Here is a 22,405-nt window from a genome sequence, read left to right as displayed (position 1 = left end):
GGCACCCTCTCATTGGACAAGCTGCGTAACGGCGCTGGCCCCTGATCACGGTCAGGCTTTTTGAGCATCCTTCACATTCGATGTTCAAAAACTGAACATTCCCGTTGATTTCCTGCGTTTCAGGGTAAAACTGTTGGGATCAAGGGAGGATCGTGCGCTTCATGAGCATGAAAACAGCATTTCTACAGGCGCGCGCGGCGTTGGACGCTGGTGAACGATTTGCGCTTGGCGCAATGCCCGAGGAGATTGCAAGCAGTTGGCAGCGGTGTCTGCGCGTGGGACTGGACCCCGGTGGCGCGCCGGTGGAGGCGGTGATTTCGCATCAGGAGCTTCAAATCGCACGTCAGCAGAACGAGCGCTTGATGGCAATCGTCCGACCCGAACTCGAACTTCTGAGTTCTCAGATTGCCGGTACGAATTATATGACGGCTTTCGCGGATGCGAACGGGACCGTTTTGGACGCCATCATGGATGCTGAATTCCATGCCGCCGAATGTTCGCGCAGCGTGCGCCCCGGCTCGATCTGGCGCGAAGATTTGCGCGGCACGAATGCGCTTGGGTTGGCGCTGTGCACCGGACAGACCAGTATGGTGACCGGGCCCGAGCATTTTTTTACGCGGCACGGCGGGGTGTCCTGTGTCTGCGCCCCGATTTTTGCGTCGGACGGCAAGATCGTTGGGTTGCTTGATGCGTCTTCCGAAGTGTCCGCCCGACAGTATCACACCAAAGCTCTGGTCAGTTTGGCGGCGACGAATATTGAGAACCGATTGTTCATCGAAAGCCATCGGCGGGACTACATCATACAGTTCCATCCCAGAGCCGAATATTTGGCGACGCAGAGTGTGGGCATGGTGTCGGTGAACGAAGAGGGCTATGTCACCGGCGCCAACAGAAGTTCGGCCAGATTGCTGTCGGGTCTGAACTGTGTGGCCACAAGCCGGTTCAGTGACATCTTTAACGGGACCTTTCGGTCGATCCTGCGCAAACTGATCCGGGGCGACACGGTCGAGCTTTCGGATGGGCTGAATGCGAGTTATTTCGCCCGGCTGCGCCCAATGTCGCGACCGCGCTCAGGTGGTGCGCCCGCGCAGGAGGTGACACTGCGTGCCCCCCGTCTTTACCGGCTTGAGCCTCAGGATCAGGAGCTTGTCTTTGACGACGAGCTGGTGCGCGAATGTTTGCGTGTGGCGCGCCGGGCGGCGGATGTGGGCCAGCCGGTGTGCATCCATGGCGCGACGGGCAGCGGCAAAACGGTTATGGCCGAGGTCATACATCGACATGTGCATCCGGCAAAACCGTTGATCGCCGTAGACTGCCGCAGGTTGATCCAAGACACGGATATGCACGGGGTGATCGGGGACTTGATGCAGACCACCGCACCGTCGGGGGTTTCACTGGCGCAGGGTGGCACATTGGTGCTGGAAAATGTTTCTGCGCTGAAGGGTCTGGCCGCAGACGAGCTGAACATGGTCCTCGACAGTGTGCGCAGGGATGTGGCGGCAGGGCATTGGTACGTGGTGGCGACGGATCAGCCACAGCAGGATGAAACACGCAGGCGCAGCAGAGTGATCGCGGGTGTCAACATGCTGACGGTTGACCTGCCGGGGCTCAAGGCGCGTACGGATTTCGACAAATTGGCGCGCATCATGCTGGCGGATTTATCGCCGCAGCATCAGCTGTCAGCCAAGGCTCTGAGAAAGCTGGCGTCAATGGAGCGTGCTGGCAATTTGAACGATCTGCGGCATCATTTGCAGGTCTTGGTGGCAAGCTGTCCCGCCGGGATCGTACGCGAGACTCAGGTGGACCATTTCTTTCCGGCGCAACAGAGCGAGACGAGGGCCTGTGCCCGTTGTCTGGGGGTTCCGATGCGAGAAAAGCGATGCCTTGAGGTGCGGCGTGTCTTTCAAATCTGTCAGTGCAATGTGGCACTGACCGCCCGCCGTTTGGGCATCTCACGCAACACGGTTTATTCACATCTGAAAGACTGAACAGAGCCGATGCCTTGCGCCAATGCGGCGGTGACGTGATCATGGTGACGGGCTGCGTCTTCATCTGAGAGAAAGCACAAAGCGGGCGTGTTTTCTGTCAGAAGTGCCATGCCCAAACTGCGTCGATGCATGTCCACGATGACAAAAAGACCCCGTGGTGGGCCACGAAAGCGATGCGTTTCGATAAACGCGCGGATCGTTTCGGGGGTCGGCCAGATCGGCGATCCGGCATGGGGCAACATCCGCACCAAGGTCGTGGCGTCCTTTTGCTCCGCCGGACGCAGGCTGACGGCATTGAGCGCAATCAACGGCGGGTGCAACAGATGCCATTGTTCGGGCGTCATCACAAAATCACGGCAAAGCTGCGCCGACTGTGTGCTTTGGAAAAACATTTTGCGCAGGGTTGGGGTGGGCGAAAAACCCAGCCGTGTCAGCACTGCCTGCGAGGCCGCATTGTCGGTATGGCATGTGGCCGTCAGCGGCGGTGCGAGCGTGGCGAAATGGGTGGCAATGGCGACCTGTAGCGCGTGATGCATCAGCCCGCGGCCCCAAAACGCCGGATCGAGCCAATACCAAAGCGAAGCCCCGATGCAAAGGCACCCCGCCACTGCGCCGCCTTGTTCGACAATCAAAAGATGTTCGTCTGGATGCTGGCCGTGGGCCAGTAGCGCATCGGCCTCGGACGGGCCAAAGGGCTGTGGCACGGCGGCAAGCCAAGGGGCGATCCGGGGATCGTTCAACTGCTGAATAAGGATCGGCCGATCCTCTTGCCGGACCTGCCGGAGGATAAAATTTTGCGGTGCCTGATCGGTGGAAAAGCGGGTCATGTGGCTCTCTCATTTGGCCTGAGACAGACCCAGAACAGCGCGAATCATCAGACGAAATCAAGGGGGTGATTCGAACATGAGCGCGATTGGGAAAATATACTGCAGTGCAGAAAAATCTCTTTTGGAACAATATGTTCCAACCGCAAAATGAAAACGTAAAGCTATTTTACAACTTTTCCGTGGCACCGCGCATTTGGGCAAAAAACCCCCTGTTTAAAGCGGATTTCATTGCGTCATCCTGTCGCTTCGATAGCCTTGCCCATACGAAAGACCGGATGTTCAGGGGAGGGGATAGCCGTGCGCGAGAAATTTCAGACATGGGCGTATGGCGTGTGCGATGCGGGCTCAGTTCGGTCGTTGCCTGGTTTGCCCCGAGGCGTAGGACATCACGTCCCAGATCGCAGACATATCGGTGGCCATCAGCCGATGCACCTGCTGCAAGATCTGATTTTTGCGCGCATCGTCCAGAGCATCAACGGCTCGACGTGCCGCGCGCATGTCCTGCGGATCACGGGTGTCAAGCGCCTGTTGGATGGCGTTTTGACAGCGCATGTCCACGCCATCGGTTTGGCGACACACCAACGCGAGCGTTTGGAAAAATCGGATGTCGGCGGGATCAATCATCATGTCGGCCCTTCAATGCGTCAAACAACGCTCATTTAAAGGGGGCCGCAATGACAGGTCAATCACGCAGCATTCAAGATATTCTCATGGACCGTCTGAAGGTCACACAGGACATCGCGGCGGCCAATGTCGAGCACATGCGGCTGAACCAAAAGGCCAGCGGGATGATGGTGCTGGACATGAAGGACGAAGAGGATGGCGTGGTCGACAAGGACCGTGAGGTCGCGCGCCGCCAAAATGAGGCCGCGTTGGAGCGCAGCGCCGACAGGATCAATGCATTGGAAGGGCGTCTTTCTGCACTGGATGCGGAAATCGACACCGTTATGAAAAAGGAAAACTGAATGACACAGCATATGCCGCCTCAGGCGCTCTCGCTTTTTGATTTGTTGGCCCGGACATGGGATTTGGACCAAAACATCTGGCAGGTTCTGTTCAACACGGATGGAACGGCGCTTGCGGTGGTTCAGGCCGACGGTCGGATGACATTTGTCGGCGTGAAGGATGCCGAAGGCCCGGAAAAACGGATACGGCAAGAGCTGGACACCGGGCGGACGACCATTCGGGCGCGGGAAAAACCTCTGCCGATGCCCCTGACCAGCCGGGATGCCACGGCACGGCCAGACAGTAAAATGTGCCCGCTTGGGCCACAGGGATTTGCCTTTGTCCATAGCGAGGGAGAAGAGCTTTGGCGCGCGACGCCCCGCGGCCAGCTTCTGCGGTTGCTGCCCAGTGAGGGCGTTGACATCACGGCACTGACTGCGATGCCGGGCGCGGCACAGATCGTGGTCGGGCGCGGCGATCAGATTTCGGTTTTGAGTGCTGAGGGTGGCGAGCCGCTGTGCAGCACAGAGCTGACGCATGACGTGTGTGACATCGCGGTGTCAGATGATGGTGGCATGTTGGCCTGCTGGGGGCCGGGGCATATCAGCCTTGTCAAAGCCGAAGGTCTTAAGCCTGTGACGACATTGCCCTGTCAGGGACAGGTTTTGGCAATGCGCTGGTCGCCCTGCGCACGCTGGTTGGTTGCGGGGTGTCGCGACAAATCCGTTTTTGTGGTGGATGCCGCTGCCGGAACCGCAGATCGGATTGTTGATTTTCCACAGGCTGTGCAGTCGGTGGATTTCAGCGCAACGTCGCGGGTCCTGGTCGCGTCCGGGGCCTTTCGGGTGGTGGGCTGGGCGTTGCCTGAACTGCCGTTCGGGGATCACGAAGGGGATCCGATCACGACAGGTAAACCGGGATTGACGATTGTGGATCGGCTGTCGGTTCACGGCAAGCGCGACCTCTGCGCCGTCGTTTACAGCAACGGGTTGGTCACGATTTGCCGGGTGGGGCAGTCCGAGGAGATGATGCTGCGCGAAGGAACCGGCGTTGCCGTCACCTCGGTCGCGTGGTCCGGGGACGGAACGCATCTGGCATTGGGAAGCGAAGATGGCACGGTGTCCATCGTCACATTCCCAGACAACATGTTCAAATAGAAAACCAAGGGAGGAGGATCAATGACACAAGCATTGACCACAGAAGAACAAAGCAAAGACCGTTTTTTTCAGGCACTGGCGAAAGTGGCCGAAGAGATGGTTGAGGAGCACGGCAAAGATTTTGCGGCGGGGGCGCTTGTGCTGGCCGCGCGCTGGGTGGCCGAAAACCGCCTTGGCCAAGCCGAAGACCTCAAGCACTAATGGAGCTTTGACGCCTGCCGCACTCCGGTGGGCGTCGTTCCGGGGGCGGTCAGCCTTTGAATCTGACTCACGAGTATACTGTTCAACGGTCCGGCCAACTGCGCAAGCGGGTTGGTCGAGGAGGATGTGTTGGCGGCTGTTGCGCCCGCCACATCCAATATTTTCGTCAAATCCGGTTCCACCAGTTGAGCGAAGGCACAGAGTTCATGAATTCGAAACGTGGCAAAATGCAAGCTGTCGTCATTCACCAGCACGTTGTCGTGTTGCCGGGTCGGGACATGGGTGTTGAGCGCGTTGCTGTGCACCGCCGCCCCCAGCGTGGTCAGCACCGTTTTGCGCCATTTCGCATAGTCGGTGTCGGCGGAGTGATCAATGCCGACGGTATAGAGCTTTTCGGAAATGGTCCGAAAAACCCGTCCGCCTGCAATGTGACGCCGCCAAAATTCATTGGCCTCTTCAACGCTTTGGCAATCCGCAAACCGTTGCGCAAGTTTGGGGCGGATCAGCAGGACCAGAGCCATATCCACGTCTTCGGAAATCGACCGGGCGATTTGCATGGCGGGCATCGGCAGGTCCGTCAACGCCAGAAGCCGCAGGGCGCTGAGTTGTTCGGTCAGCCGTGCAGACAGGGCCGCAAGCCCGTGCCACTGCGCCGGAGTCAGGCCTTCGATGTGATGGGAGCTCCCACAACTTGTCCCCGCGTGCAACGCCCGGACCCAGAGGATGCATTGGTCAAACAGAAAGACCAGATCCACCTCGGCGCTGTTGGGTGCGTTCTCAACGCGGGGCAGCGCCCGAAACCCCGGCAGGCTGCGCACCCCGTCGCGCCAATGGCGATCAAAGTCCAGCCCCTTTGCGGCCCAAAGCTGTTTCACTCGGGCCAAAAGCTGTGGCGAGAGGCCGGGATAGGACAGTTCGGGTGGCGCGCATTCGAAAGGGAGTGTTCCGCCAGTCGGATCGGTCTTGTGCATCGGGCTGTGTGTCCGGGTTTCAGTTAAGCCACGATAAACCGGCCATCGCGCGTATGGCCAGAGTTTTGTCCCAACCGGGACGCAGGAGTTGTCCCGAGAGGGACGAAGGGAGAAAGAGATGTCGCTAGCCATACATATGCGAGCCAGACAGACACAGGTGTTCAAAATCGGTCAGGTGATCGAGGTGTTGAACATGACGCCGGGCGAGTTGGACGACCACATTGCGCAAACCGCGCGGGACAATCCGATGATCGTACTGCGCCCCCGCAGCGCGGGCGGTGTCAGTGCGACGGATGTTCTTGAAATGACAGCCGTTGAAGGTGCCTCAAGCCTCTATGATCACGTCTTTCGCGAGCTGGCCGGGTTGATTTTACAAGGCGGGCAGTTGGAAAAACTGGTCACCGCCTTGATTGAGGAGCTTGATCCATCCGGCTGGCTTGGGCGGTCGGTGACGGAGATTGCCGCGACGCTGGGCCTTCGGGCGGAGGTGGTCGAAACGGCGTTGAAGATCATCCAGAAACGTGTCGAACCGGCGGGGCTTTTCGCCCGGACTCTGGAAGAGTGTTTGCGGCTTCAGTTGGAAGATCAGGACGCCATGACCGAAACCTTGGGGCGTGTTTTGGCCCATCTGGGGGCGTTTGAAAAAGGCGGTCCCGCCTGTCTGGCCAAAGCGGCCGGGCTTGAGATGGAGGAGGTGATGTCCTGCCTGTCGGTGATCCGTCGGCTGAACCCGAAACCAGGGGCTGTTTTCATGACGGATGCGACGCTTTTGCGCGAACCGGATGTCAGGGTGACGTTATCCGCGACGGGGTGGGAGATTGAATTTCTCTCTGGTCAGCCGTCCGACGTGTCGGTTTTGCCGATGCCAAAAGGTGGGCAGACCCCCGCGTTGCGTGAGGCGCTTGCGCGGGCGCGGGCGCTGAAACAAGCGCTGGAGTTGCGTCAGTCCGCGGTGAAGCAGGTGGTGCGGGTTTTGGTGGATCGACAAGGCGCGTATTTCCACACCGGGGCCGAAGCTTTGGAACCGATGACCATGTCGGAAATCGCCCAGATCACCGGATACCATGCAAGCACCGTGTGCCGCGTGTTGAACGGGCTGTTGATCGAAGGCCCCCATGGCGTGATTGCGGCGCGGGTGCTTTGCGCGCGCGCGGCTTCGGTCAGCATGGCACATTCCAAAGCCAAAGTTCAGGCGCGCATCAGGGCCCTTCTTGCCACCGAGGATTCAGCATGTCCCTTGTCTGATCGTCGGCTGACGGCGCTGTTGCAAGTGGAAGGCATCAGCGTGTCCCGACGTATCGTGTCGAAATATCGACAGGAAATCGGTCTTGCACCCGCCGCGAAGCGACGTCTTTACGCCTGATGTTTCGACGCGATTTCGAGGTGTCGAAACCGTCCGCGTCAGGGCAAAATTTTCGAGAAATATCCACAGAATGTGCCGGGCGAATGCGCGGCACATTGCATTTTGAGCGCCGCGTTTTGAGCACTGCGTTTTTCGTCCACCCGAGCCTGTCCGGGCAAAGTGTAAAATGCGTCAAGTGTAACGTGTAACGCTTCGTAACTCTGCGCAACGTCAGAGTGACACAATATGCGACAATATGTCCATTTCACGCGGGGCCGGTCAGAGCCTGATTTCAGATGTGCAAAATAAATTAACAAAAAATATATAATATAAACAGTAACTTAATTAATTTCACCCGCTCAGGCCCAGAGTTTTCCGAATTGTGGAACGCCGTTTGCAACAAGAACTGCACAAGACGCGAGCAACTGCGCCACGCGGGGCAGCCTCAAAGAACGAAGGATAGGGAGTGAGGGCATTCGGGTGATCGGCCAAGGCACATGCCGGCCATCGCAAGGATGTCGATCTTTTCAACCTTTGCCGAAAACCGGCGCCGCTGGAGATTGAACACCGGCGCTCAAACGCAACGGCAAAAGCCGCCAACAGGTGACCGGGATTCCGGTCGCAGAGCTTTAAGGAGGCTCATGGCATGACTTTAACGCTTAATAAAATCACGTCTCAGCGTGGGATTTCGGTGGGGGAGGCCACCAAGAAGATTTCCGATCTTGGTTGGAACCCTTCTTATGTGCAGGAAGCCAGCACCTTCCCGACGGATTACAAAATCACCAAGGCGCCGCGCGACCCGATGAAACAGGTTCTGCGCTCCTACTTCCCGATGCAGGAAGAAAAGGACAACCGGGTTTATGGTGCACTTGACGCCGCTTTGCGCGGTGACATGTTCCGTAACGTGCAACCCCGTTGGGTCGAATGGATGAAGCTGTTCTTGGCCATCATCCCTTTCCCGGAAATTTCGGCTGCACGCTCCATGGCGATGATTGCACGTCTGGCACCGGGCGAAGACCTGCGGACCGGGTTTACCATGCAGATGGTGGACGAATTCCGTCACTCCACGATTCAGATGAACCTGAAAAAGTGGTACATGGAAAACTACATCGACCCGGCCGGGTTTGACATCACCGAAGAAGCGTTTGGCAAATGCTATGCCACAACGATCGGTCGCCAATTTGGCGAAGGCTTCATCACCGGTGACGTGATGACTTCGGCCTGTATGTATTTGACCGTGGTTGCCGAAACGGCCTTTACCAACACGCTTTTCGTGGCCATGCCGTCGGAAGCCGCCCGCAATGGCGACTACGCGCTGCCCACCGTGTTCTTGTCGGTTCAGTCCGATGAAAGCCGTCACATTGGCAACGGTCACTCGATGTTGATGGCCGCGCTGAAAGAGCCGGAGAACCACCTGCTTTTGGAACGCGATCTGCGTTACGCGTTCTGGCAAAACCACGCCATCGTTGACGCCGCCATCGGTACGCTGATCGAATACGGCACCACCAACCGCGACAAGGACAAAGAGTCCTATGCGGAAATGTGGCACCGCTGGATCTTTGAAGACTACTACCGCACCTACATGCTTCCGCTTGAGAAATATGGTGTGAAAGTACACCACGATGACGTTCAGGAAGCCTGGAACCGGATCACCAAGAAGAACTACGTTCACAAGATCGCTCAGTTCTTCGCCGTTGGCTGGCCGGTGAACTTCTGGCGGATCGAAGCTCAGACCGAAAAAGATTTCGAATGGTTCGAGCACAAGTATCCGGGTTGGTACGCCGAGTTCGGTGATTTCTGGAAATGGTACTCCAAGCTGTCGAAGCCGGGCGAAACGGTCGTCACCTTCAACGAAGACACCGGCTACGTCTATCCGCATCGGTGCTGGTCGAGCTTGGTGCCATGTGTCGTCCGTGAAGACATCGTTGTCGATCAGATCGACGGCCAGTGGCACACCTTTGCGCATGAGCTGGATCGCTGGACCGCAGTCTCCGCGTTCTCGGATGAATACGAGGGCCGTCCGACGCCTGCGATGGGCAAATTCTCGGGCAAGCGCGAATGGGAAAGCGTCTATGACGGTTGGGATCTGGCGGATGCCATCAAGGATCTGAACTTCGTCCGTGAAGATGGCGAAACCCTTGTCGCTCAGCCGCACCTGCGGTTCGACAACAAGGATATGTGGAAGCTTGAGCACGTGCGCGGTCACACGCTGCGCTCGCCGCTGAACATGCTGCGCGCGATGTCGGATACGGATCGCGATGCGCATATCGCCAAGTACCGCGAAGGCTTCACCATCAACCCGTGCAACTAAACCAACACGGCGGGGGCCGACTGACGGCCCCCTCCACCCGGTGTGCAATGTCTGCACGCTGTGGATAGGGAGGACACAATGACGGATATTTATACTGTCCGGTTGGAACCGGTCGGAGTGGAGTTTGAAGTCGAGGAAGACGAAACCATTCTCGACGCCGCGTTCCGGCAGGGGATCGCGCTACCTCACGGGTGCAAGGAAGGGCAATGCTCGGCGTGCAAATGCGTCAAGCTGAATGGCGAAACGGAGATGTTGAAATACTCCACCTTCGCATTGAATGACATGGAGAAAGACAGCGGGCATATCCTGATGTGCCGCGCGCATGCCTATAGCGACATTGACATCGAACTGTTGAACTATGACGAAGAGGTCCTGTCCAAGTCGATCCCGGTGAAACAGTATTCCGGCAAGATCGTCGATTTCCAAAAACTGACCCATGACATTCGCGCTGTTCAAATTGAACTGGATGCGCCTCTCAAATTTTGGGCGGGTCAATATGTCGACATCACAGTCAAAACGGAAAAAGGGGAGAAGATTACACGCTCGTTCTCCATGGCAAATCCGCCGAGCGAAGCCCAAAACCTCGGCTTCATCATCAAAAAATACCCTGACGGACGGTTCTCCAACGAACTCGACGATGGCGGCATCAAAGCCGGAGCCGAAGTCGAAATCGAAGGGCCCTACGGGATGTGCTTTCGACGGGAAGGACGAGACGGACCAATGATCCTTGTCGGTGCCGGGTCGGGCATGTCGCCTGTTTGGTCGATTTTGAACGATCAGGTGGTGAGCGCAGAAGAGCGCCCGATCTATTTCTTCTACGGCGCGCGGTCTCAGAGCGACCTTTTCAAACTGGACGAGATCAAGGCGTTGACCGACGCCCACCCGAATGTCGAGTTCATTCCGGTGCTCAGCCATGAGGCCGATGACAGCGGATGGGCTGGCGCGCGTGGCTTTGTCCATGAATGCGTCGACGCGCGGTTAAAGGAGATCGACTGCGACGGGGAGGGGGACGTGTATGCCTGTGGACCGCCGCCGATGATCGACGCGCTGACGCCCGTTCTGTTCATGCGCAACTTCGAAACAGACCGCATTTTCTACGACAAGTTCACACCCACTTCCGGTTCTTCGGGCCATTGAACCCGGCTCGAACGCTAGTGACGTGAAACCAACCAAAGGGAGGCTACAATGGTAGCAACATCAAGTTCAGTAGGGTCCGGTGCCGCCGGTGCCGCAACATTCGTCGGCTCAACCAGCCGCCGCTACAACTATTTCGAACCGCGCGGCAAACGGGCAACCCATTACGAAGACGTCACCGTTGACGTGCAACCCGATCCCGAGCGCTACCTGATCCAAGACTGGATCATTGAATTCGAGGGCGGAAAAGGTGGCGGCGCCTACACGAAAGACAGCACGGCCGCGCGGTCGAGCAACTGGCACGCATTCCGCGCACCCGACCAAGAATGGGAACGCACCCACTATCAGCGCCAGTCCAAGATCGAGAGCATGGTGCAAAGCGTGATCACCAATGCGCGCCGCGCCGGTGCGCCGCGCTCTTTCGACAAAAACTGGCAGATGATCCTGCAAAAACATTTGGGCGCTTGGAAACATGCCGAATTTGGCCTTGGCACGTCGTTGATGCAGGCGCAGCGCTATGGCTATTCCCAGATGATCAACAACGCCACTTTGACCAATTCCTCATACAAGATGCGCCTTGCACAGGACATCACCTTGTATCTGGCCGAAATCGGCATGGATCTTGAGGCTTGGGATGATGAGCTGGGCAAAAAATGCTGGCTCGAAGATCCGATCTGGCAGCCAACCCGCGAAGCGATCGAGACGATCATGGGCTGTGAGGATTATCTCGAACAATATTTCGCGATCAACATCGTCTTCGAACCTTTGGTCGGCGAATTGATCCGGTCGGGCTTTTTCATGCAGGCCGCAGCCGCCAACAACGACTTCATCACGCCGCCGGTGATCTCGGCCGCCGAAGCGGATTACGAGCGCAACCTCGCGAACACCGTGGACCTGATTTACCTGTTGGCGAACGACGAACAATACGGCGATCACAACCGCAAGCTGTTCAAAGGCTGGCTCGCGAAGCACCGCGACCTGGCCGACAAAGCCGCCATCGCGTTGCAGCCGATCTGGTCGCAGCCGCATTCCAAGCCGGTATCGTTCGAAGATGTCAAAGCTGTTTCGCATGAGCGGATCAGCCAGATCGTCACCGAGTTGGGTCTCAGCTAACTTTCTGAAAAGGAATGAGAAATGTCTATCAATGCACGTGATGCTTCCAAGCAGAACATTTTCAAATCTATGAAGGACATCACCTTCGATCAAACGATTTCACACCAGTGTGGGATCACCATGAATGACTCGGTCGAGGCGCGCGCCATCGCCGAATTCATGGGGCAGGACCCGAACGTGACGGTCACCTACAACCCGGCGACGATCCGGGTCGATGGCGAAGGCAAGCTGATCTTCAAAATGGATGAGATCAGCGAATTCTTCGGTCGCGAAATGACCGCTGAGATCTTTGAGGTGAACACCTCCACCCACTATGGCCGCATGGTCCGCGTGGATGACAACATGGTGATCCTCTTCGGCAATATGGACGACGTGTTCGAATATATTTGATGGCGCGAGGACGGGAGGGCGCGGGTCTGCGCGCCCTCTGAACCCAAAAATCCACAGAGCACTCTGGTTGCGATGAGACCCGCCGCAATCTCGACCAAACACCAAACGAACCACGACAATTTGGGAGGAAACCATGTTCAAGACACCTGAGGGGAAAGAGATTTTCGTACTCGACGGGCACACCCATTTTTGGGACGGCAGCCCTGAAAATCAGGCGAATATCCACGGCAAGCAATTCATTGATTGCTTCTACGCCTATCATACCAACCTGAGCCCATCTGAGGAGCTTTGGGAAAAATCGAAGTTCGAAAAATACAGCGAAGATGACGTCTATCGCGATCTCTTCGTCGATGGCCCGGACGACATGGCGATCATCCAATCGACCTATCTCAACGATTTCTACAAAAAGGGCTTTTCCTCGATCGAGCGCAGCTCCTCAATGGCCGCCCGCCATCCTGAGCGCTTTATCGTCAACGGCTCGTTCGATCCGCGCGATGGCGAAAAGGCTCTGGAATATATCCACTACATGAAAGAGACCTTCGACATTAAGGGCGTGAAAATGTACACGGCCGAATGGAACGGCGACAGCAAGGGCTGGGCGCTGAACGATCCGGCCGCCTACAAATGCTTTGAACTCTGCGAAAAGCTGGGCATCAAGAACGTCCATGTTCACAAGGGCCCGACAATCACGCCCCTGTCGATGGATGCCTTTGATGTGCGCGATGTCGATTATGCGGCGACGGATTTTCAGAACCTGAACTGGATCATCGAACATTGCGGTCTGCCGCGTCTGGATGAGTTCTGCTGGATCGCGACGCAGGAAACCAATGTCTATGGCGGTTTGGCCGTGGCGCTGCCGTTTATTCATTCGCGCCCGCGTTATTTTGGCGAGATCATGGCGGAGCTTTTGTTCTGGCTGGGTGAGGACAAGCTGTTGTTTGGCTCAGATTATGCGATCTGGACGCCGAAATGGCTGGTTGAGAAATTCTGGGACTATCAGATCCCCGAGGACATCGCCCAGGAACGGGGTGTGCAACTGACCGATGAGATCAAAGAAAAGATCCTCGGCCTCAACGCTGCACGTCTTTACGACATTGATGTGAATAAGAAAAAAATCGAACTGTCCGGGTCTCCGGTTCAGATTGCGGCGGAGTGATCCAATGCTGGTGTCCACTCTCAAAACAGAGCTGGAACTCGACGTCTGGGACCGTCTCGAAGCGGTGACAGACCCAGAACTCGACGAACCCATTACAGACATGGGTTTCGTCGAGACCGTCGAAGTTTCGGATGCAAGAACGGTGCGAGTCGAATTTCGACTCCCCACATATTGGTGTTCGCCGAATTTTGCCTTTCTGATGGCCTTCGGCATCCGTAAGGAGATCACTTCACTGCCCTGGGTCAAAGAGATGACCGTTCATCTGAACGACCATTGTTTTGGCGATGAGGTTAATGAGGGCGTGAACAGCGGGCGGAATTACCACGACATCTTTGCCCAGTATTGCAAGGGAGAGCGACTGGACGACGTGGTTGCGAAATTCATGTCCAAAGCCTTTGACCGGCGGCAAGAGGTTGTTTTGCTGGGTCTTCAGGCGCTTGGGCATCGGGCGGAGGATATCGTGTCTATGCCGCTAGCGGCGCTTCAGCGGATCGAATTTACCGGAGAAGAAGAGCTGCGGCAGATGCCTCGGTATCTGGACTTGCTCCTGTCTCAAGGTTTGGCGGTCAACCCGGATGATCTGGCTTTTCCGACTTGGGACGGGCAACCCATCAATGCCGCCGCGCTGACCGAACATCTTATCCACCTCCGCAGCACCCGCATCAATATGGAGTTCAACGGCGCCTTATGCCGGGGGCTTGCCAAAACCCGCTACAAAGAAGTCGAGATCGGCCCCGAGGGGCCAACGCTGGTTGATTTTATTGCCGGGCGTGTGCCGCCCCGCGACGGAGCCAACGCGGGGCGATAAGTCTTTGATAAAATAAACGTTTTAGGAGGAAGCCCAAGAAACCTCTTGGGCAGAAGGAGGAAGATATGGCGAAACTCATGGTGCATGGAACGACCGCCAGGGACTGTCTGGCCCGCGGTGTGGCGCGGCTTGCCGCCGCGGTTGAGCCCACGCTCGGCCCGAAGGGTCTCAATGCAATGATCGACCGCCCGGTGGGAACACCGCTTGTCACCCGCGATGGTGTGAGCATCGCATCCGAAATCGAACTGAGCGATCGTTTTGAAAACATGGGCGCTCAGGTGGTCCGCGAAGTGTCGATGCAGACCAACGATGTGGCCGGTGATGGCACCACGACAGCGATTGTTCTTGCGAATGCGTTGATCCAGAAAGGCGTGGAGCTGGCCAACAGCGGTGTCAAGCCGGTCGATCTGTGCAAAGGGATTGATCTGGCCGTGCAAGAGATCATCAAGGCGATTGATGCCTCCTCACGCGATTGCGAGGCGCACCCGGAATATCTTGAAGCCGTGGCGCAGGTGTCTGCGACGGACCCGACCCTTGGTGCATTGGTTGCCGAAGCGTTTCGCCGGGTGGGTAAAAGCGGTGTCATTTCCGCCGATTTTGGCGTGACCATCGAGACGACGATGGATGTGGTCGAGGGCATGTCCATCGAGCGCGGATATATCTCGCATCACATGGTCACGGATCGTGAAAACATGGAAGCGATCTTGCGCCATCCGCTGATCTTGATGACCGATCAGAAAATTCTTCAGCCTGAAATTTTGGACACGGCCATTTCCATCGCCGATGGCGAAAACCGCCCGCTTATGATCATCGCCGAAGAGATCGCGCCTGAGGTGGTGATCCGGTTGCTGGAGGGTGGTGGTGCAGGGAAATACTTGATCGTCCACCCGCCAGAGTATGGCCATTGGCGCACCGCGATGATGGATGATCTTGCCATTCTGACCGGAGGTGAGGTTTTGGCCCGCGATCTTGGCAAGAAGATCGAGAAGGTCACGCGCGCACAGCTTGGCGGGGCGGAAGTGGTGCGCTCACATGCCTCTGGCACCTCGATCCTGCGCGGTGAGGGCAACGCCGAGGCGATCACAGCACGCCGCAATCAGGTGAAACGGCAGTATGACGTCGCACCGCCGAATGTCGAAAAAGACAAGCTGCGCGAGCGGCTGTCCAAACTGACGGGGGGGAGCGCGATCATCTATGCAGGCGGGTTCACCCCGGTCGAACAAAAGCGGACGATCCAGTTGATCGAGGATGCGCTGTGCGCGGTGCGGGCGGCGGCCGAGGACGGTGTTGTGGCGGGCGGCGGCACCGCCTTGGCACAGATCGCGCCCTGTCTGGATGGGGTCAAAGCCGAGGGCGATGTCGCCAAAGGCGTGGAACTGGTGCGCTCGATCCTGACGCAACCGGTGCGGCGCATTGCCAGCAATGCTGGCGCAGATGTCGACGCTGTGGCGAAGGCCGTTGTCGGTGGCGCCACGGGCCATGGTTTTAACGCGGCGACCGGCGAATTTGGCGACATGTATGCGATGGGGATCATTGACCCCGCGCGTGTCCCGGCTTCAGCCCTGGTGAATGCGGCGTCTGTCGCCCAGCTGATCCTGACAACCGAAACGCTTGTTGGGGATCTTGCAGAAGGCGAAGCCGATCCGACCGAAGGCCCTGCGCGCGGTGGTGGTGCTGAACTTTTGGGCCGTCCCTGACCTCGTTTTTGAATGAAATGGTGGCCGACCTCGTGACGGGGTCGGTCTGAACAGTCGGAAGGAACCTGACCATGAAAGCAGCAAGACTCTACGAATATGATCCCACAATGAAGGTGCAGCTGAAGATTGAAGACGTACGTCCTCCCACAATCACCGCGCCGGATGAGGTGATCATCAAGGTCGGTGCAGCCGGCTTGTGCCGCACCGACCTGCATATCATCGAAGGTGTTTGGAAAGACATCATGGATACCGGGGGCAATCTTTTGCCTTATATCATGGGCCATGAGAATGCGGGCTGGGTCGAAGACGTGGGCAGTGCCGTCACCTCGGTCAAACCCGGCGATGCGGTGATCTGTCACCCACATCGCAGCTGCGGCATCTGTCTGAGCTGCCGGTATGGGCATGACATGTACTGCGATCACGGGCTGTTCCCCGGTCTCGGGTTGGACGGCGGCTTTGCCGAATATTTCAAGACCAGCGAAAGCTCGGTCATCAAGCTGAACACCGGCATCACCCCGCTCGAAGTCGCGCCCATGGCGGATGCGGGTATCACGGCTTACCGCGCGGCCAAAAAGGCGGCCAAACTCCTGAATCCGGGGGGCTATGTTGTGCTTTTGGGGATCGGTGGGCTTGGTCATATCGCGTTGCAAGTGCTGAAACACACAAGCGGCGCGCGGGTGATTGCGGTTGACCGCGAACCCGCCGCGCAAGTGCTTGCCAAAGAGTTGGGGGCAGACATCGTTCTCGACGGCGGACCGGACCTGATCGAACAGGTGAAGGAGGCGACGGGCGGTGGCGCGCATGTCGTGATCGACTTTGTCGGCGAACATGGCACCCAAAACATCTGTTGGAAACTGCTGCGTCAGGGTGGCGAATTGATCATGGTCGGCTATGGCGGCATCGTCGAAGTGCCGACGCTGGACTTGGTCGCGAACGAGATCAAGATCGGTGGCAGCCTTGTGGGAGACTTTGTTGAGCTGGTCGAACTCATGGAAATGAATGCCGACGGCAAGGTGAAGATGCACCAGACCGAATACAGTCTCGACAACATCAATCAGGCCATCGTCGATTTCAATGATCGCAAGTTTACCGGTCGCGGGGTGATTGTCCCCTGAGGTCCCGGACCGGTGAGTCAACGCGCAAGGGATCGTCCCATTGACCTTGCCGATGACTGCGTCCCTGCGACCGGATCCTCGCTCCCGGTCGCAGGGCATTTACAATTTCCAAGCGTAGAGGACTGAAAATGGCAAAAGCAATTCACTCCATGATCCGGGTGCTCAATGAGGCCCAGTCTGTCGCCTTTTACCGCGCGGCCTTTGGGCTGGAGGTCGCGGAGCGGATTGATTTTGACGATTTCACGCTCGTCTATCTGTCCAACACAGAGGCCACATTTGAACTGGAGCTGACGGTCAATAAGGGCACAACCGCGCCTTACGATCTGGGCAACGGCTACGGGCATCTTGCGTTCAGCGTCAATGATCTTGAAGCCGAACACGCCCGTTTCGAGGCGGCGGGGTTTGCCCCGCGCAAGGTGGTTGATTTCAAAAGCAATGGCAAAACACTGGCGCGGTTTTTCTTTGTTCAGGACCCGGATGGTTACCAGATCGAAGTTCTGCAACGCGCTGGCAGATATCAGTAAAAATTGAAAAGGGAAGAAAACATGTCTCTTCACAAACAAGGTATGACGCGCCGGCAATTGTTGTCGCAAAGCGCAGTCTTCGGCGCCAACTTCGCCATTGGCTCCGGTTTTGTTGCGGGCCGGGTGGAGGCCGCAAACTGGGCTTTGGAGGTCGACCATCTGACATCCGAAACCATGGCAACGCTGATCCAAATGGCGCGCGATATCTATCCGCATGATCAGGTCTCTGACGCATATTACGCCATCGCCATGAAAGGTTATGACACGGCTGAGGCCGCCGAAACCATCGAAGCGAATATCGCCGCTTTGGATGCGGCGGCAAAGGGCATCGGCTACGCGCGCTACATCGACGTGGGTTGGGAACGCGACCGGGTTGATCTGTTGCGTGCGATGGAAAACAGCCCGTTCTTTCAACAGATCCGCGGTGGGTTGGTCACCGGCCTGTACAACCAAAAAGCCGTCTGGCCGATCTTTGGCTACGAGGGCGAGAGCTTTTCGCAAGGCGGATACATTGACCGCGGTTTCGATGACATCAATTGGCTTTGAGGGGTTTGAACAATGACTGCACCTTTTGATCTGAATGACGACAGCGTTGTTGTTATTATTGGCACCGGGGCCGGTGGCGGCGTGTTGGCCAATGAATTGGCACAAAAAGGGATTTCGGTTGTCTCGCTGGAAGCGGGCGGGCGGTATCTGCCAGAGGATTATATCAATGACGAATGGGACAGCTTTGGCCAACTTGCGTGGACCGACCCTCGGTCGACCTCGGGCGACTGGCGCGTGGCCAAGGATTTTTCGGGCTTGCCTGCGTGGATTGTAAAGGCGGTTGGCGGCACCACGACCCATTGGGCAGGCGCGTCTTTGCGGTTTCAGGATCACGAATGGAAGGCCAAAACGATCTATGGCGATGTCCAGGGCGCGAACCTTCTGGATTGGCCGATCGACCCGCGAGAGATGGACGATTATTACACCAAAGCAGAAACCAAGCTGGGCGTCACACGCACGGGTGGCCGGGCGGGTTTGCCGGGAAACAACAACTACAAAGTGTTCGAAGCCGGGGCAAAGGCCCTGGGCTATAAAGAGGTCCACACGGGCCGGATGGCGATCAACTCGGCCGAGTATGATGGCCGCATGGCGTGCCAGCAAACCGGGTTTTGTTTTCAGGGCTGTAAATGGGGCGCGAAATGGTCCTCGGCCTATACGGACATTCCCAAAGGCGAAGCGACCGGACATCTGGAAGTGCGCGAGCGGTGCCATGTCATGCGGATTGAGCATGACAAAAAGGGCAGGGTGAGCGGCGTTGTCTATGTCGATGCCAAAGGGCAACAGCACGCGCAAAAGGCACGGATCGTCTGTGTTGCCGGGAATTCAATCGAAAGTCCGCGACTGTTGTTGAATTCGGCCTCCTCCATGTTCCCCGATGGTTTGGCGAACAGTTCGGGTCAGGTCGGGCGCAATTATATGCGTCACATGACCGGATCGGTTTACGGCGTGTTTGATAAACCGGTCCGTATGTGGCGTGGCACCACCATGGCCGGGATTATCCAAGACGAAGCGCGCCATGATCCGTCGCGCGGGTTTGTCGGCGGTTATGAGATGGAGACGCTGTCTCTGGGCCTGCCGTTCATGGCGGCCTTCCTTGATCCGGGCGGCTGGGGTCGTGAATTCACCACGGCGCTGGATCATTACGAGAACATGGCTGGCATGTGGCTTGTCGGCGAAGATATGCCACAAGAAACCAACCGGATCACGTTGAACCATGATATAAAGGATCAACATGGGTTGCCGGTGGCGAATGTGCATTTTGATGATCACCCGAACGACATTGCAATGCGCAGTCACGCGTACAAACAGGGTATTGCCGTTTACGAAGCCGTGGGCGCAACCCGCGTCTTCCCGACGCCGCCCTACCCTTCGACCCATAATATGGGCACGAACCGGATGTCTGAAAAGGCGCGTGATGGTGTGGTCAATAAGCATGGTCAGTCGCATGACATTGCCAACCTGTTTGTTTCGGATGGCAGTCAGTTCACCACCGGCGCGGCGGAAAACCCGACGCTTACCATTGTGGCATTGGCGATCCGGCAGGCAGATTACATCGCATCCGAAATGGGCAAAAAGACGCTCTGACACCGTCTCTTGCTTTACATCAGGGCAGCCCGGGAAACCGGGATGCCCGTCCCGTGCTTTAAAACGTATGGGCCCAAACTATATGTTCCACTTTAAAGGGAGGAAACCATGGACGGAAACAATCAGCATCCCACGGGCAAATGTCCGGTTATGCACGGCGCAACCAATGCTTCGGGGCAGGGCAACCGCGACTGGTGGCCCAATCAGCTCAATCTGCGGATTTTGCACCAACATACCCCGGCTTCGAACCCGATGGGGCCGGATTTCAACTATGCCGAAGCGTTCCAAGAACTCGACCTGAAAGCGGTCAAGGCCGATCTGACCGCCCTGATGACCGACAGCAAAGACTGGTGGCCTGCGGATTACGGTCACTACGGTCCGTTTTTTATCCGCATGGCGTGGCATTCTGCGGGCACCTATCGGACCGCCGACGGGCGTGGCGGTGCCTCAACGGGCACTCAACGCTTCGCGCCGCTGAACAGCTGGCCGGACAATGGCAACCTTGATAAGGCCCGCCGTCTGTTGTGGCCGATCAAGGAAAAATATGGCAACGCGCTGTCCTGGGCTGACCTGATGATCCTGGCCGGCAATGTGGCAATCGAAAGCATGAACGGCAAGACCTTTGGCTTTGGTGGCGGTCGCCAAGACGTGTGGGAACCCGAAGAAGACATCTATTGGGGCTCGGAAACCGAATGGTTGGGCGACAAACGATATTCTGGCGAGCGCGATTTGGAAAATCCGTTGGCCGCCGTGCAGATGGGTCTGATTTACGTCAACCCCGAAGGTCCGAACGGCACACCTGATCCGATCGCGTCGGGCCGTGACATTCGCGAAACCTTTGCGCGGATGGCGATGAACGACGAGGAAACGGTTGCTTTGGTTGCGGGCGGGCACACGTTCGGCAAGGCACATGGGGCCGGTGATCCCGCGCTCGTGGGGGCGGAACCTGAGGCGGCACCGCTGCAAGAGATGGGCTTGGGCTGGAAGAACGCGCATGCGTCGGGCAAAGGGGTGGATGCCACCACGTCGGGCATCGAAGGCCCTTGGACCGCGAACCCGATCCAGTGGGACAATGGCTATTTCGACCTGCTGTTCGGTTATGAGTGGGAACTGACCAAAAGCCCCGCCGGTGCGCATATCTGGCACGCCAAGGACCTGTCTGAGGGTGATCACGCGCCGCAGGTCGACGGATCGAGTGCGAAAGTTCCGGTCATGATGACAACCGCCGATATGGCGATGCGGATGGACCCGATTTATGGGCCGATATCGAAGCGGTTCCATGAAAATCCCGAAGCCTTCGCCGAAGCTTTTGCACGGGCATGGTTCAAACTGACCCACCGCGACATGGGGCCGAAAGCGCTCTACCTTGGGGACGAGGTTCCCGCCGAGGATTTGATCTGGCAAGACCCGATCCCTGCGGCAGATCATCCCCTGATCACGGATGCGGATGCCGCCGCCCTCAAGGCAGAAATCCTGTCCTCGGGTGTTTCGGTGTCGGATCTGGTTTTTGTCGCTTGGGCCTCGGCCTCGACATTCCGGGGTTCTGACAAACGCGGCGGTGCCAACGGGGCGCGTGTCCGACTGGCTCCGCAAAAGGATTGGGAGGCGAATGATCCCGCCCGTCTGGCCAAGGTGCTGGACATGTTGAGCGCGATCCAAACCGCCTTTAACGGTCAGCAAAGCGACGGGAAAAAAGTTTCCTTGGCGGATTTGATCGTTTTGGGCGGCAATGCGGCCATTGAAAAGGCGGCCAAAGACGGCGGGACGGCCATTGCGGTGCCCTTCACGCCGGGTCGCATGGATGCCTCTGCTGAGCAAACGGATGCAGACTCCTTTGCGCCAATGGAACCTGTCGCAGATGGATTCCGCAACTATGAGAAAGCCGCCTATACCTATCCTGCCGAGGCGCTTTTGGTGGATAAGGCACAGCTTTTGACACTCAGCGCGCCGGAAATGACCGTCTTGGTTGGCGGGATGCGGGCACTGGCGGCCAATCAGGGCGGATCGGAGCACGGCGTTTTGACCAAACGCCCCGGCACGCTCAGCAACGATTTCTTCGTCAACATTTTGGACATGGACACCGAATGGGTGCCGGTCGATGACTCCGAAACGCTGTTCGAAGGGCGTGACCGGGCGTCGGGGGCGAAGAAATGGAGCGCGACGCGGGTTGATCTGGTGTTCGGATCGAACTCGCAATTGCGGGCTTTGTCTGAGGTCTACGCCAGCCACAAAAACGCGCAAGGCTTTGTGAAAGACTTCGTTGCGGCATGGGTCAAAGTGATGGATGCGGACCGTTTCGATTTGCGCTGATCGTTTATGAATAAGAATGCCAAAGGCCGGATTTCGGCCTTTGGCAGCCCTCGGTGTTGGTCTCTCGCGGGTCAGAAATCCGCCTTTGGCACTGCCAAACCCGTGTTCTCGTCCGTATCTGCGGAGAAAACGTTGTTCAGTTTCTGCACACTCATGCTCCGAAAATCGGGAAACGAGGCGTCTCACAGAAGGCTGCATCCATCTGATCCGTGACGTGTTTTTCCAAAATTCGACGGGTTTCAGCCGTTTTTACCATGAAACCGATGATGTGTTCCGCTGGACGAGG

At 57.4% G+C, this 22,405-nt stretch carries 20 protein-coding genes; 17 read left to right on the top strand and 3 right to left on the bottom strand.

What is annotated here, in order from left to right:
• Nucleotides 1–161: 161 nt before the first annotated feature.
• A complete protein-coding gene (locus BLT54_RS18260) occupies nucleotides 162–1,988 on the top strand; it encodes a sigma-54-dependent Fis family transcriptional regulator (protein WP_074646614.1) in 1,827 nt (608 codons plus the stop codon).
• Here the strand turns inward: BLT54_RS18260 and BLT54_RS18255 are convergent.
• Entirely contained in the window at nucleotides 1,967–2,815 is an 849-nt protein-coding gene (locus tag BLT54_RS18255) for a GNAT family N-acetyltransferase (protein ID WP_074646613.1), read from the bottom strand. The two genes, BLT54_RS18260 and BLT54_RS18255, sit on opposite strands and share 22 nt — an antisense overlap.
• Before the next feature lie 345 nt (nucleotides 2,816–3,160).
• On the bottom strand, nucleotides 3,161–3,442 hold the full coding sequence (locus tag BLT54_RS18250) for a hypothetical protein (protein ID WP_074646612.1): 282 nt from the start codon (nucleotides 3,440–3,442) through the stop codon (nucleotides 3,161–3,163).
• 47 nt (nucleotides 3,443–3,489) lie between these two features.
• Between BLT54_RS18250 and BLT54_RS18245 the strand changes: the two genes are divergently transcribed.
• Genes BLT54_RS18245 through BLT54_RS18235 form a run of 3 tightly spaced genes read left to right on the top strand, consistent with a single transcriptional unit; the run spans nucleotide 3,490 to nucleotide 5,118 of the window.
• Complete coding sequence (locus BLT54_RS18245) at nucleotides 3,490–3,780, top strand: hypothetical protein (RefSeq protein WP_074646611.1); 291 nt, start codon at nucleotides 3,490–3,492, stop codon at nucleotides 3,778–3,780.
• Entirely contained in the window at nucleotides 3,781–4,917 is a 1,137-nt protein-coding gene (locus tag BLT54_RS18240; protein ID WP_074646610.1) for a WD40 repeat domain-containing protein, read from the top strand.
• A 21-nt stretch (nucleotides 4,918–4,938) separates the two neighbouring features.
• Nucleotides 4,939–5,118, top strand: a complete 180-nt coding sequence (locus tag BLT54_RS18235) for a hypothetical protein (RefSeq protein ID WP_009572592.1) — start codon at nucleotides 4,939–4,941, stop codon at nucleotides 5,116–5,118.
• Here BLT54_RS18235 and BLT54_RS18230 read toward each other — a convergent pair.
• Complete coding sequence (locus BLT54_RS18230) at nucleotides 5,115–6,089, bottom strand: hypothetical protein (protein ID WP_074646609.1); 975 nt, start codon at nucleotides 6,087–6,089, stop codon at nucleotides 5,115–5,117. The genes BLT54_RS18235 and BLT54_RS18230 overlap by 4 nt on opposite strands.
• 118 nt (nucleotides 6,090–6,207) lie before the next feature.
• On the opposite strand from BLT54_RS18230, the gene BLT54_RS18225 reads away from it, so the two are divergent.
• The 13 genes from BLT54_RS18225 to katG all read left to right on the top strand — a co-directional run bounded on the left by BLT54_RS18225 (nucleotide 6,208) and on the right by katG (nucleotide 22,119).
• On the top strand, nucleotides 6,208–7,452 hold the full coding sequence (locus BLT54_RS18225; RefSeq protein ID WP_245708051.1) for an RNA polymerase factor sigma-54: 1,245 nt from the start codon (nucleotides 6,208–6,210) through the stop codon (nucleotides 7,450–7,452).
• A 625-nt stretch (nucleotides 7,453–8,077) separates the two neighbouring features.
• Nucleotides 8,078–9,742 carry an aromatic/alkene/methane monooxygenase hydroxylase/oxygenase subunit alpha gene (locus BLT54_RS18220; RefSeq protein ID WP_009572589.1) on the top strand — a complete coding sequence of 555 codons (1,665 nt, stop codon included), beginning with the start codon at nucleotides 8,078–8,080 and terminating at the stop codon, nucleotides 9,740–9,742.
• A 78-nt stretch (nucleotides 9,743–9,820) separates the two neighbouring features.
• A complete protein-coding gene (locus BLT54_RS18215) occupies nucleotides 9,821–10,879 on the top strand; it encodes an NADH:ubiquinone reductase (Na(+)-transporting) subunit F (RefSeq protein WP_083351889.1) in 1,059 nt (352 codons plus the stop codon).
• Nucleotides 10,880–10,927: 48 nt separating this feature from the next.
• Nucleotides 10,928–11,989 (top strand): aromatic/alkene monooxygenase hydroxylase subunit beta, encoded by a 1,062-nt coding sequence (locus BLT54_RS18210; RefSeq protein WP_074646606.1) that lies wholly within the window; start codon nucleotides 10,928–10,930, stop codon nucleotides 11,987–11,989.
• Between the two features lie 21 nt (nucleotides 11,990–12,010).
• Nucleotides 12,011–12,379: an MmoB/DmpM family protein gene (locus tag BLT54_RS18205; protein ID WP_074646605.1), complete on the top strand. Its 369-nt coding sequence runs from the start codon at nucleotides 12,011–12,013 to the stop codon at nucleotides 12,377–12,379.
• A 133-nt stretch (nucleotides 12,380–12,512) separates the two neighbouring features.
• Nucleotides 12,513–13,535, top strand: coding sequence for an amidohydrolase family protein (locus tag BLT54_RS18200; protein WP_074646604.1), 1,023 nt, complete (start codon nucleotides 12,513–12,515; stop codon nucleotides 13,533–13,535).
• A gap of 4 nt (nucleotides 13,536–13,539) precedes the next feature.
• A complete protein-coding gene (locus BLT54_RS18195; RefSeq protein WP_074646603.1) occupies nucleotides 13,540–14,343 on the top strand; it encodes an iron-sulfur cluster assembly protein in 804 nt (267 codons plus the stop codon).
• A 65-nt stretch (nucleotides 14,344–14,408) separates the two neighbouring features.
• Nucleotides 14,409–16,040 (top strand): chaperonin GroEL, encoded by a 1,632-nt coding sequence (groEL, locus tag BLT54_RS18190; RefSeq protein ID WP_074646602.1) that lies wholly within the window; start codon nucleotides 14,409–14,411, stop codon nucleotides 16,038–16,040.
• A 71-nt stretch (nucleotides 16,041–16,111) separates the two neighbouring features.
• Entirely contained in the window at nucleotides 16,112–17,155 is a 1,044-nt protein-coding gene (locus BLT54_RS18185) for an NAD(P)-dependent alcohol dehydrogenase (protein ID WP_074646601.1), read from the top strand.
• Between the two features lie 128 nt (nucleotides 17,156–17,283).
• Nucleotides 17,284–17,679 carry a VOC family protein gene (locus BLT54_RS18180; RefSeq protein WP_074646600.1) on the top strand — a complete coding sequence of 132 codons (396 nt, stop codon included), beginning with the start codon at nucleotides 17,284–17,286 and terminating at the stop codon, nucleotides 17,677–17,679.
• A gap of 21 nt (nucleotides 17,680–17,700) precedes the next feature.
• The gene (locus BLT54_RS18175; protein ID WP_074646599.1) at nucleotides 17,701–18,225 is read left to right on the top strand and encodes a Twin-arginine translocation pathway signal; all 525 of its coding nucleotides are present in this window, start codon (nucleotides 17,701–17,703) and stop codon (nucleotides 18,223–18,225) included.
• 12 nt (nucleotides 18,226–18,237) lie between these two features.
• Nucleotides 18,238–19,809, top strand: a complete 1,572-nt coding sequence (locus BLT54_RS18170; protein WP_074646598.1) for a GMC family oxidoreductase — start codon at nucleotides 18,238–18,240, stop codon at nucleotides 19,807–19,809.
• A 108-nt stretch (nucleotides 19,810–19,917) separates the two neighbouring features.
• The gene (katG, locus tag BLT54_RS18165; RefSeq protein ID WP_074646597.1) at nucleotides 19,918–22,119 is read left to right on the top strand and encodes a catalase/peroxidase HPI; all 2,202 of its coding nucleotides are present in this window, start codon (nucleotides 19,918–19,920) and stop codon (nucleotides 22,117–22,119) included.
• Nucleotides 22,120–22,405 lie beyond the last annotated feature (286 nt).

The sequence above is a fragment of the Celeribacter baekdonensis genome, from assembly GCF_900102315.1.
Lineage (GTDB): Bacteria > Pseudomonadota > Alphaproteobacteria > Rhodobacterales > Rhodobacteraceae > Celeribacter > Celeribacter baekdonensis.
Note: the sequence above shows the minus strand (reverse complement) of the source record. Positions and strands in the feature narration are given on the sequence as shown.

What these genes read in the sequence shown, in the direction of transcription:
- BLT54_RS18260 (WP_074646614.1), top strand. Translation starts at nt 162, where the DNA reads ATGAGCATGAAAACAGCATTTCTACAGGCGCGCGCGGCGTTGGACGCT.
- BLT54_RS18255 (WP_074646613.1), bottom strand. Translation starts at nt 2,815, where the DNA reads ATGACCCGCTTTTCCACCGATCAGGCACCGCAAAATTTTATCCTCCGG.
- BLT54_RS18250 (WP_074646612.1), bottom strand. Translation starts at nt 3,442, where the DNA reads ATGATGATTGATCCCGCCGACATCCGATTTTTCCAAACGCTCGCGTTG.
- BLT54_RS18245 (WP_074646611.1), top strand. Translation starts at nt 3,490, where the DNA reads ATGACAGGTCAATCACGCAGCATTCAAGATATTCTCATGGACCGTCTG.
- BLT54_RS18240 (WP_074646610.1), top strand. Translation starts at nt 3,781, where the DNA reads ATGACACAGCATATGCCGCCTCAGGCGCTCTCGCTTTTTGATTTGTTG.
- BLT54_RS18235 (WP_009572592.1), top strand. Translation starts at nt 4,939, where the DNA reads ATGACACAAGCATTGACCACAGAAGAACAAAGCAAAGACCGTTTTTTT.
- BLT54_RS18230 (WP_074646609.1), bottom strand. Translation starts at nt 6,089, where the DNA reads ATGCACAAGACCGATCCGACTGGCGGAACACTCCCTTTCGAATGCGCG.
- BLT54_RS18225 (WP_245708051.1), top strand. Translation starts at nt 6,208, where the DNA reads ATGTCGCTAGCCATACATATGCGAGCCAGACAGACACAGGTGTTCAAA.
- BLT54_RS18220 (WP_009572589.1), top strand. Translation starts at nt 8,078, where the DNA reads ATGACTTTAACGCTTAATAAAATCACGTCTCAGCGTGGGATTTCGGTG.
- BLT54_RS18215 (WP_083351889.1), top strand. Translation starts at nt 9,821, where the DNA reads ATGACGGATATTTATACTGTCCGGTTGGAACCGGTCGGAGTGGAGTTT.
- BLT54_RS18210 (WP_074646606.1), top strand. Translation starts at nt 10,928, where the DNA reads ATGGTAGCAACATCAAGTTCAGTAGGGTCCGGTGCCGCCGGTGCCGCA.
- BLT54_RS18205 (WP_074646605.1), top strand. Translation starts at nt 12,011, where the DNA reads ATGTCTATCAATGCACGTGATGCTTCCAAGCAGAACATTTTCAAATCT.
- BLT54_RS18200 (WP_074646604.1), top strand. Translation starts at nt 12,513, where the DNA reads ATGTTCAAGACACCTGAGGGGAAAGAGATTTTCGTACTCGACGGGCAC.
- BLT54_RS18195 (WP_074646603.1), top strand. Translation starts at nt 13,540, where the DNA reads ATGCTGGTGTCCACTCTCAAAACAGAGCTGGAACTCGACGTCTGGGAC.
- groEL (WP_074646602.1), top strand. Translation starts at nt 14,409, where the DNA reads ATGGCGAAACTCATGGTGCATGGAACGACCGCCAGGGACTGTCTGGCC.
- BLT54_RS18185 (WP_074646601.1), top strand. Translation starts at nt 16,112, where the DNA reads ATGAAAGCAGCAAGACTCTACGAATATGATCCCACAATGAAGGTGCAG.
- BLT54_RS18180 (WP_074646600.1), top strand. Translation starts at nt 17,284, where the DNA reads ATGGCAAAAGCAATTCACTCCATGATCCGGGTGCTCAATGAGGCCCAG.
- BLT54_RS18175 (WP_074646599.1), top strand. Translation starts at nt 17,701, where the DNA reads ATGTCTCTTCACAAACAAGGTATGACGCGCCGGCAATTGTTGTCGCAA.
- BLT54_RS18170 (WP_074646598.1), top strand. Translation starts at nt 18,238, where the DNA reads ATGACTGCACCTTTTGATCTGAATGACGACAGCGTTGTTGTTATTATT.
- katG (WP_074646597.1), top strand. Translation starts at nt 19,918, where the DNA reads ATGGACGGAAACAATCAGCATCCCACGGGCAAATGTCCGGTTATGCAC.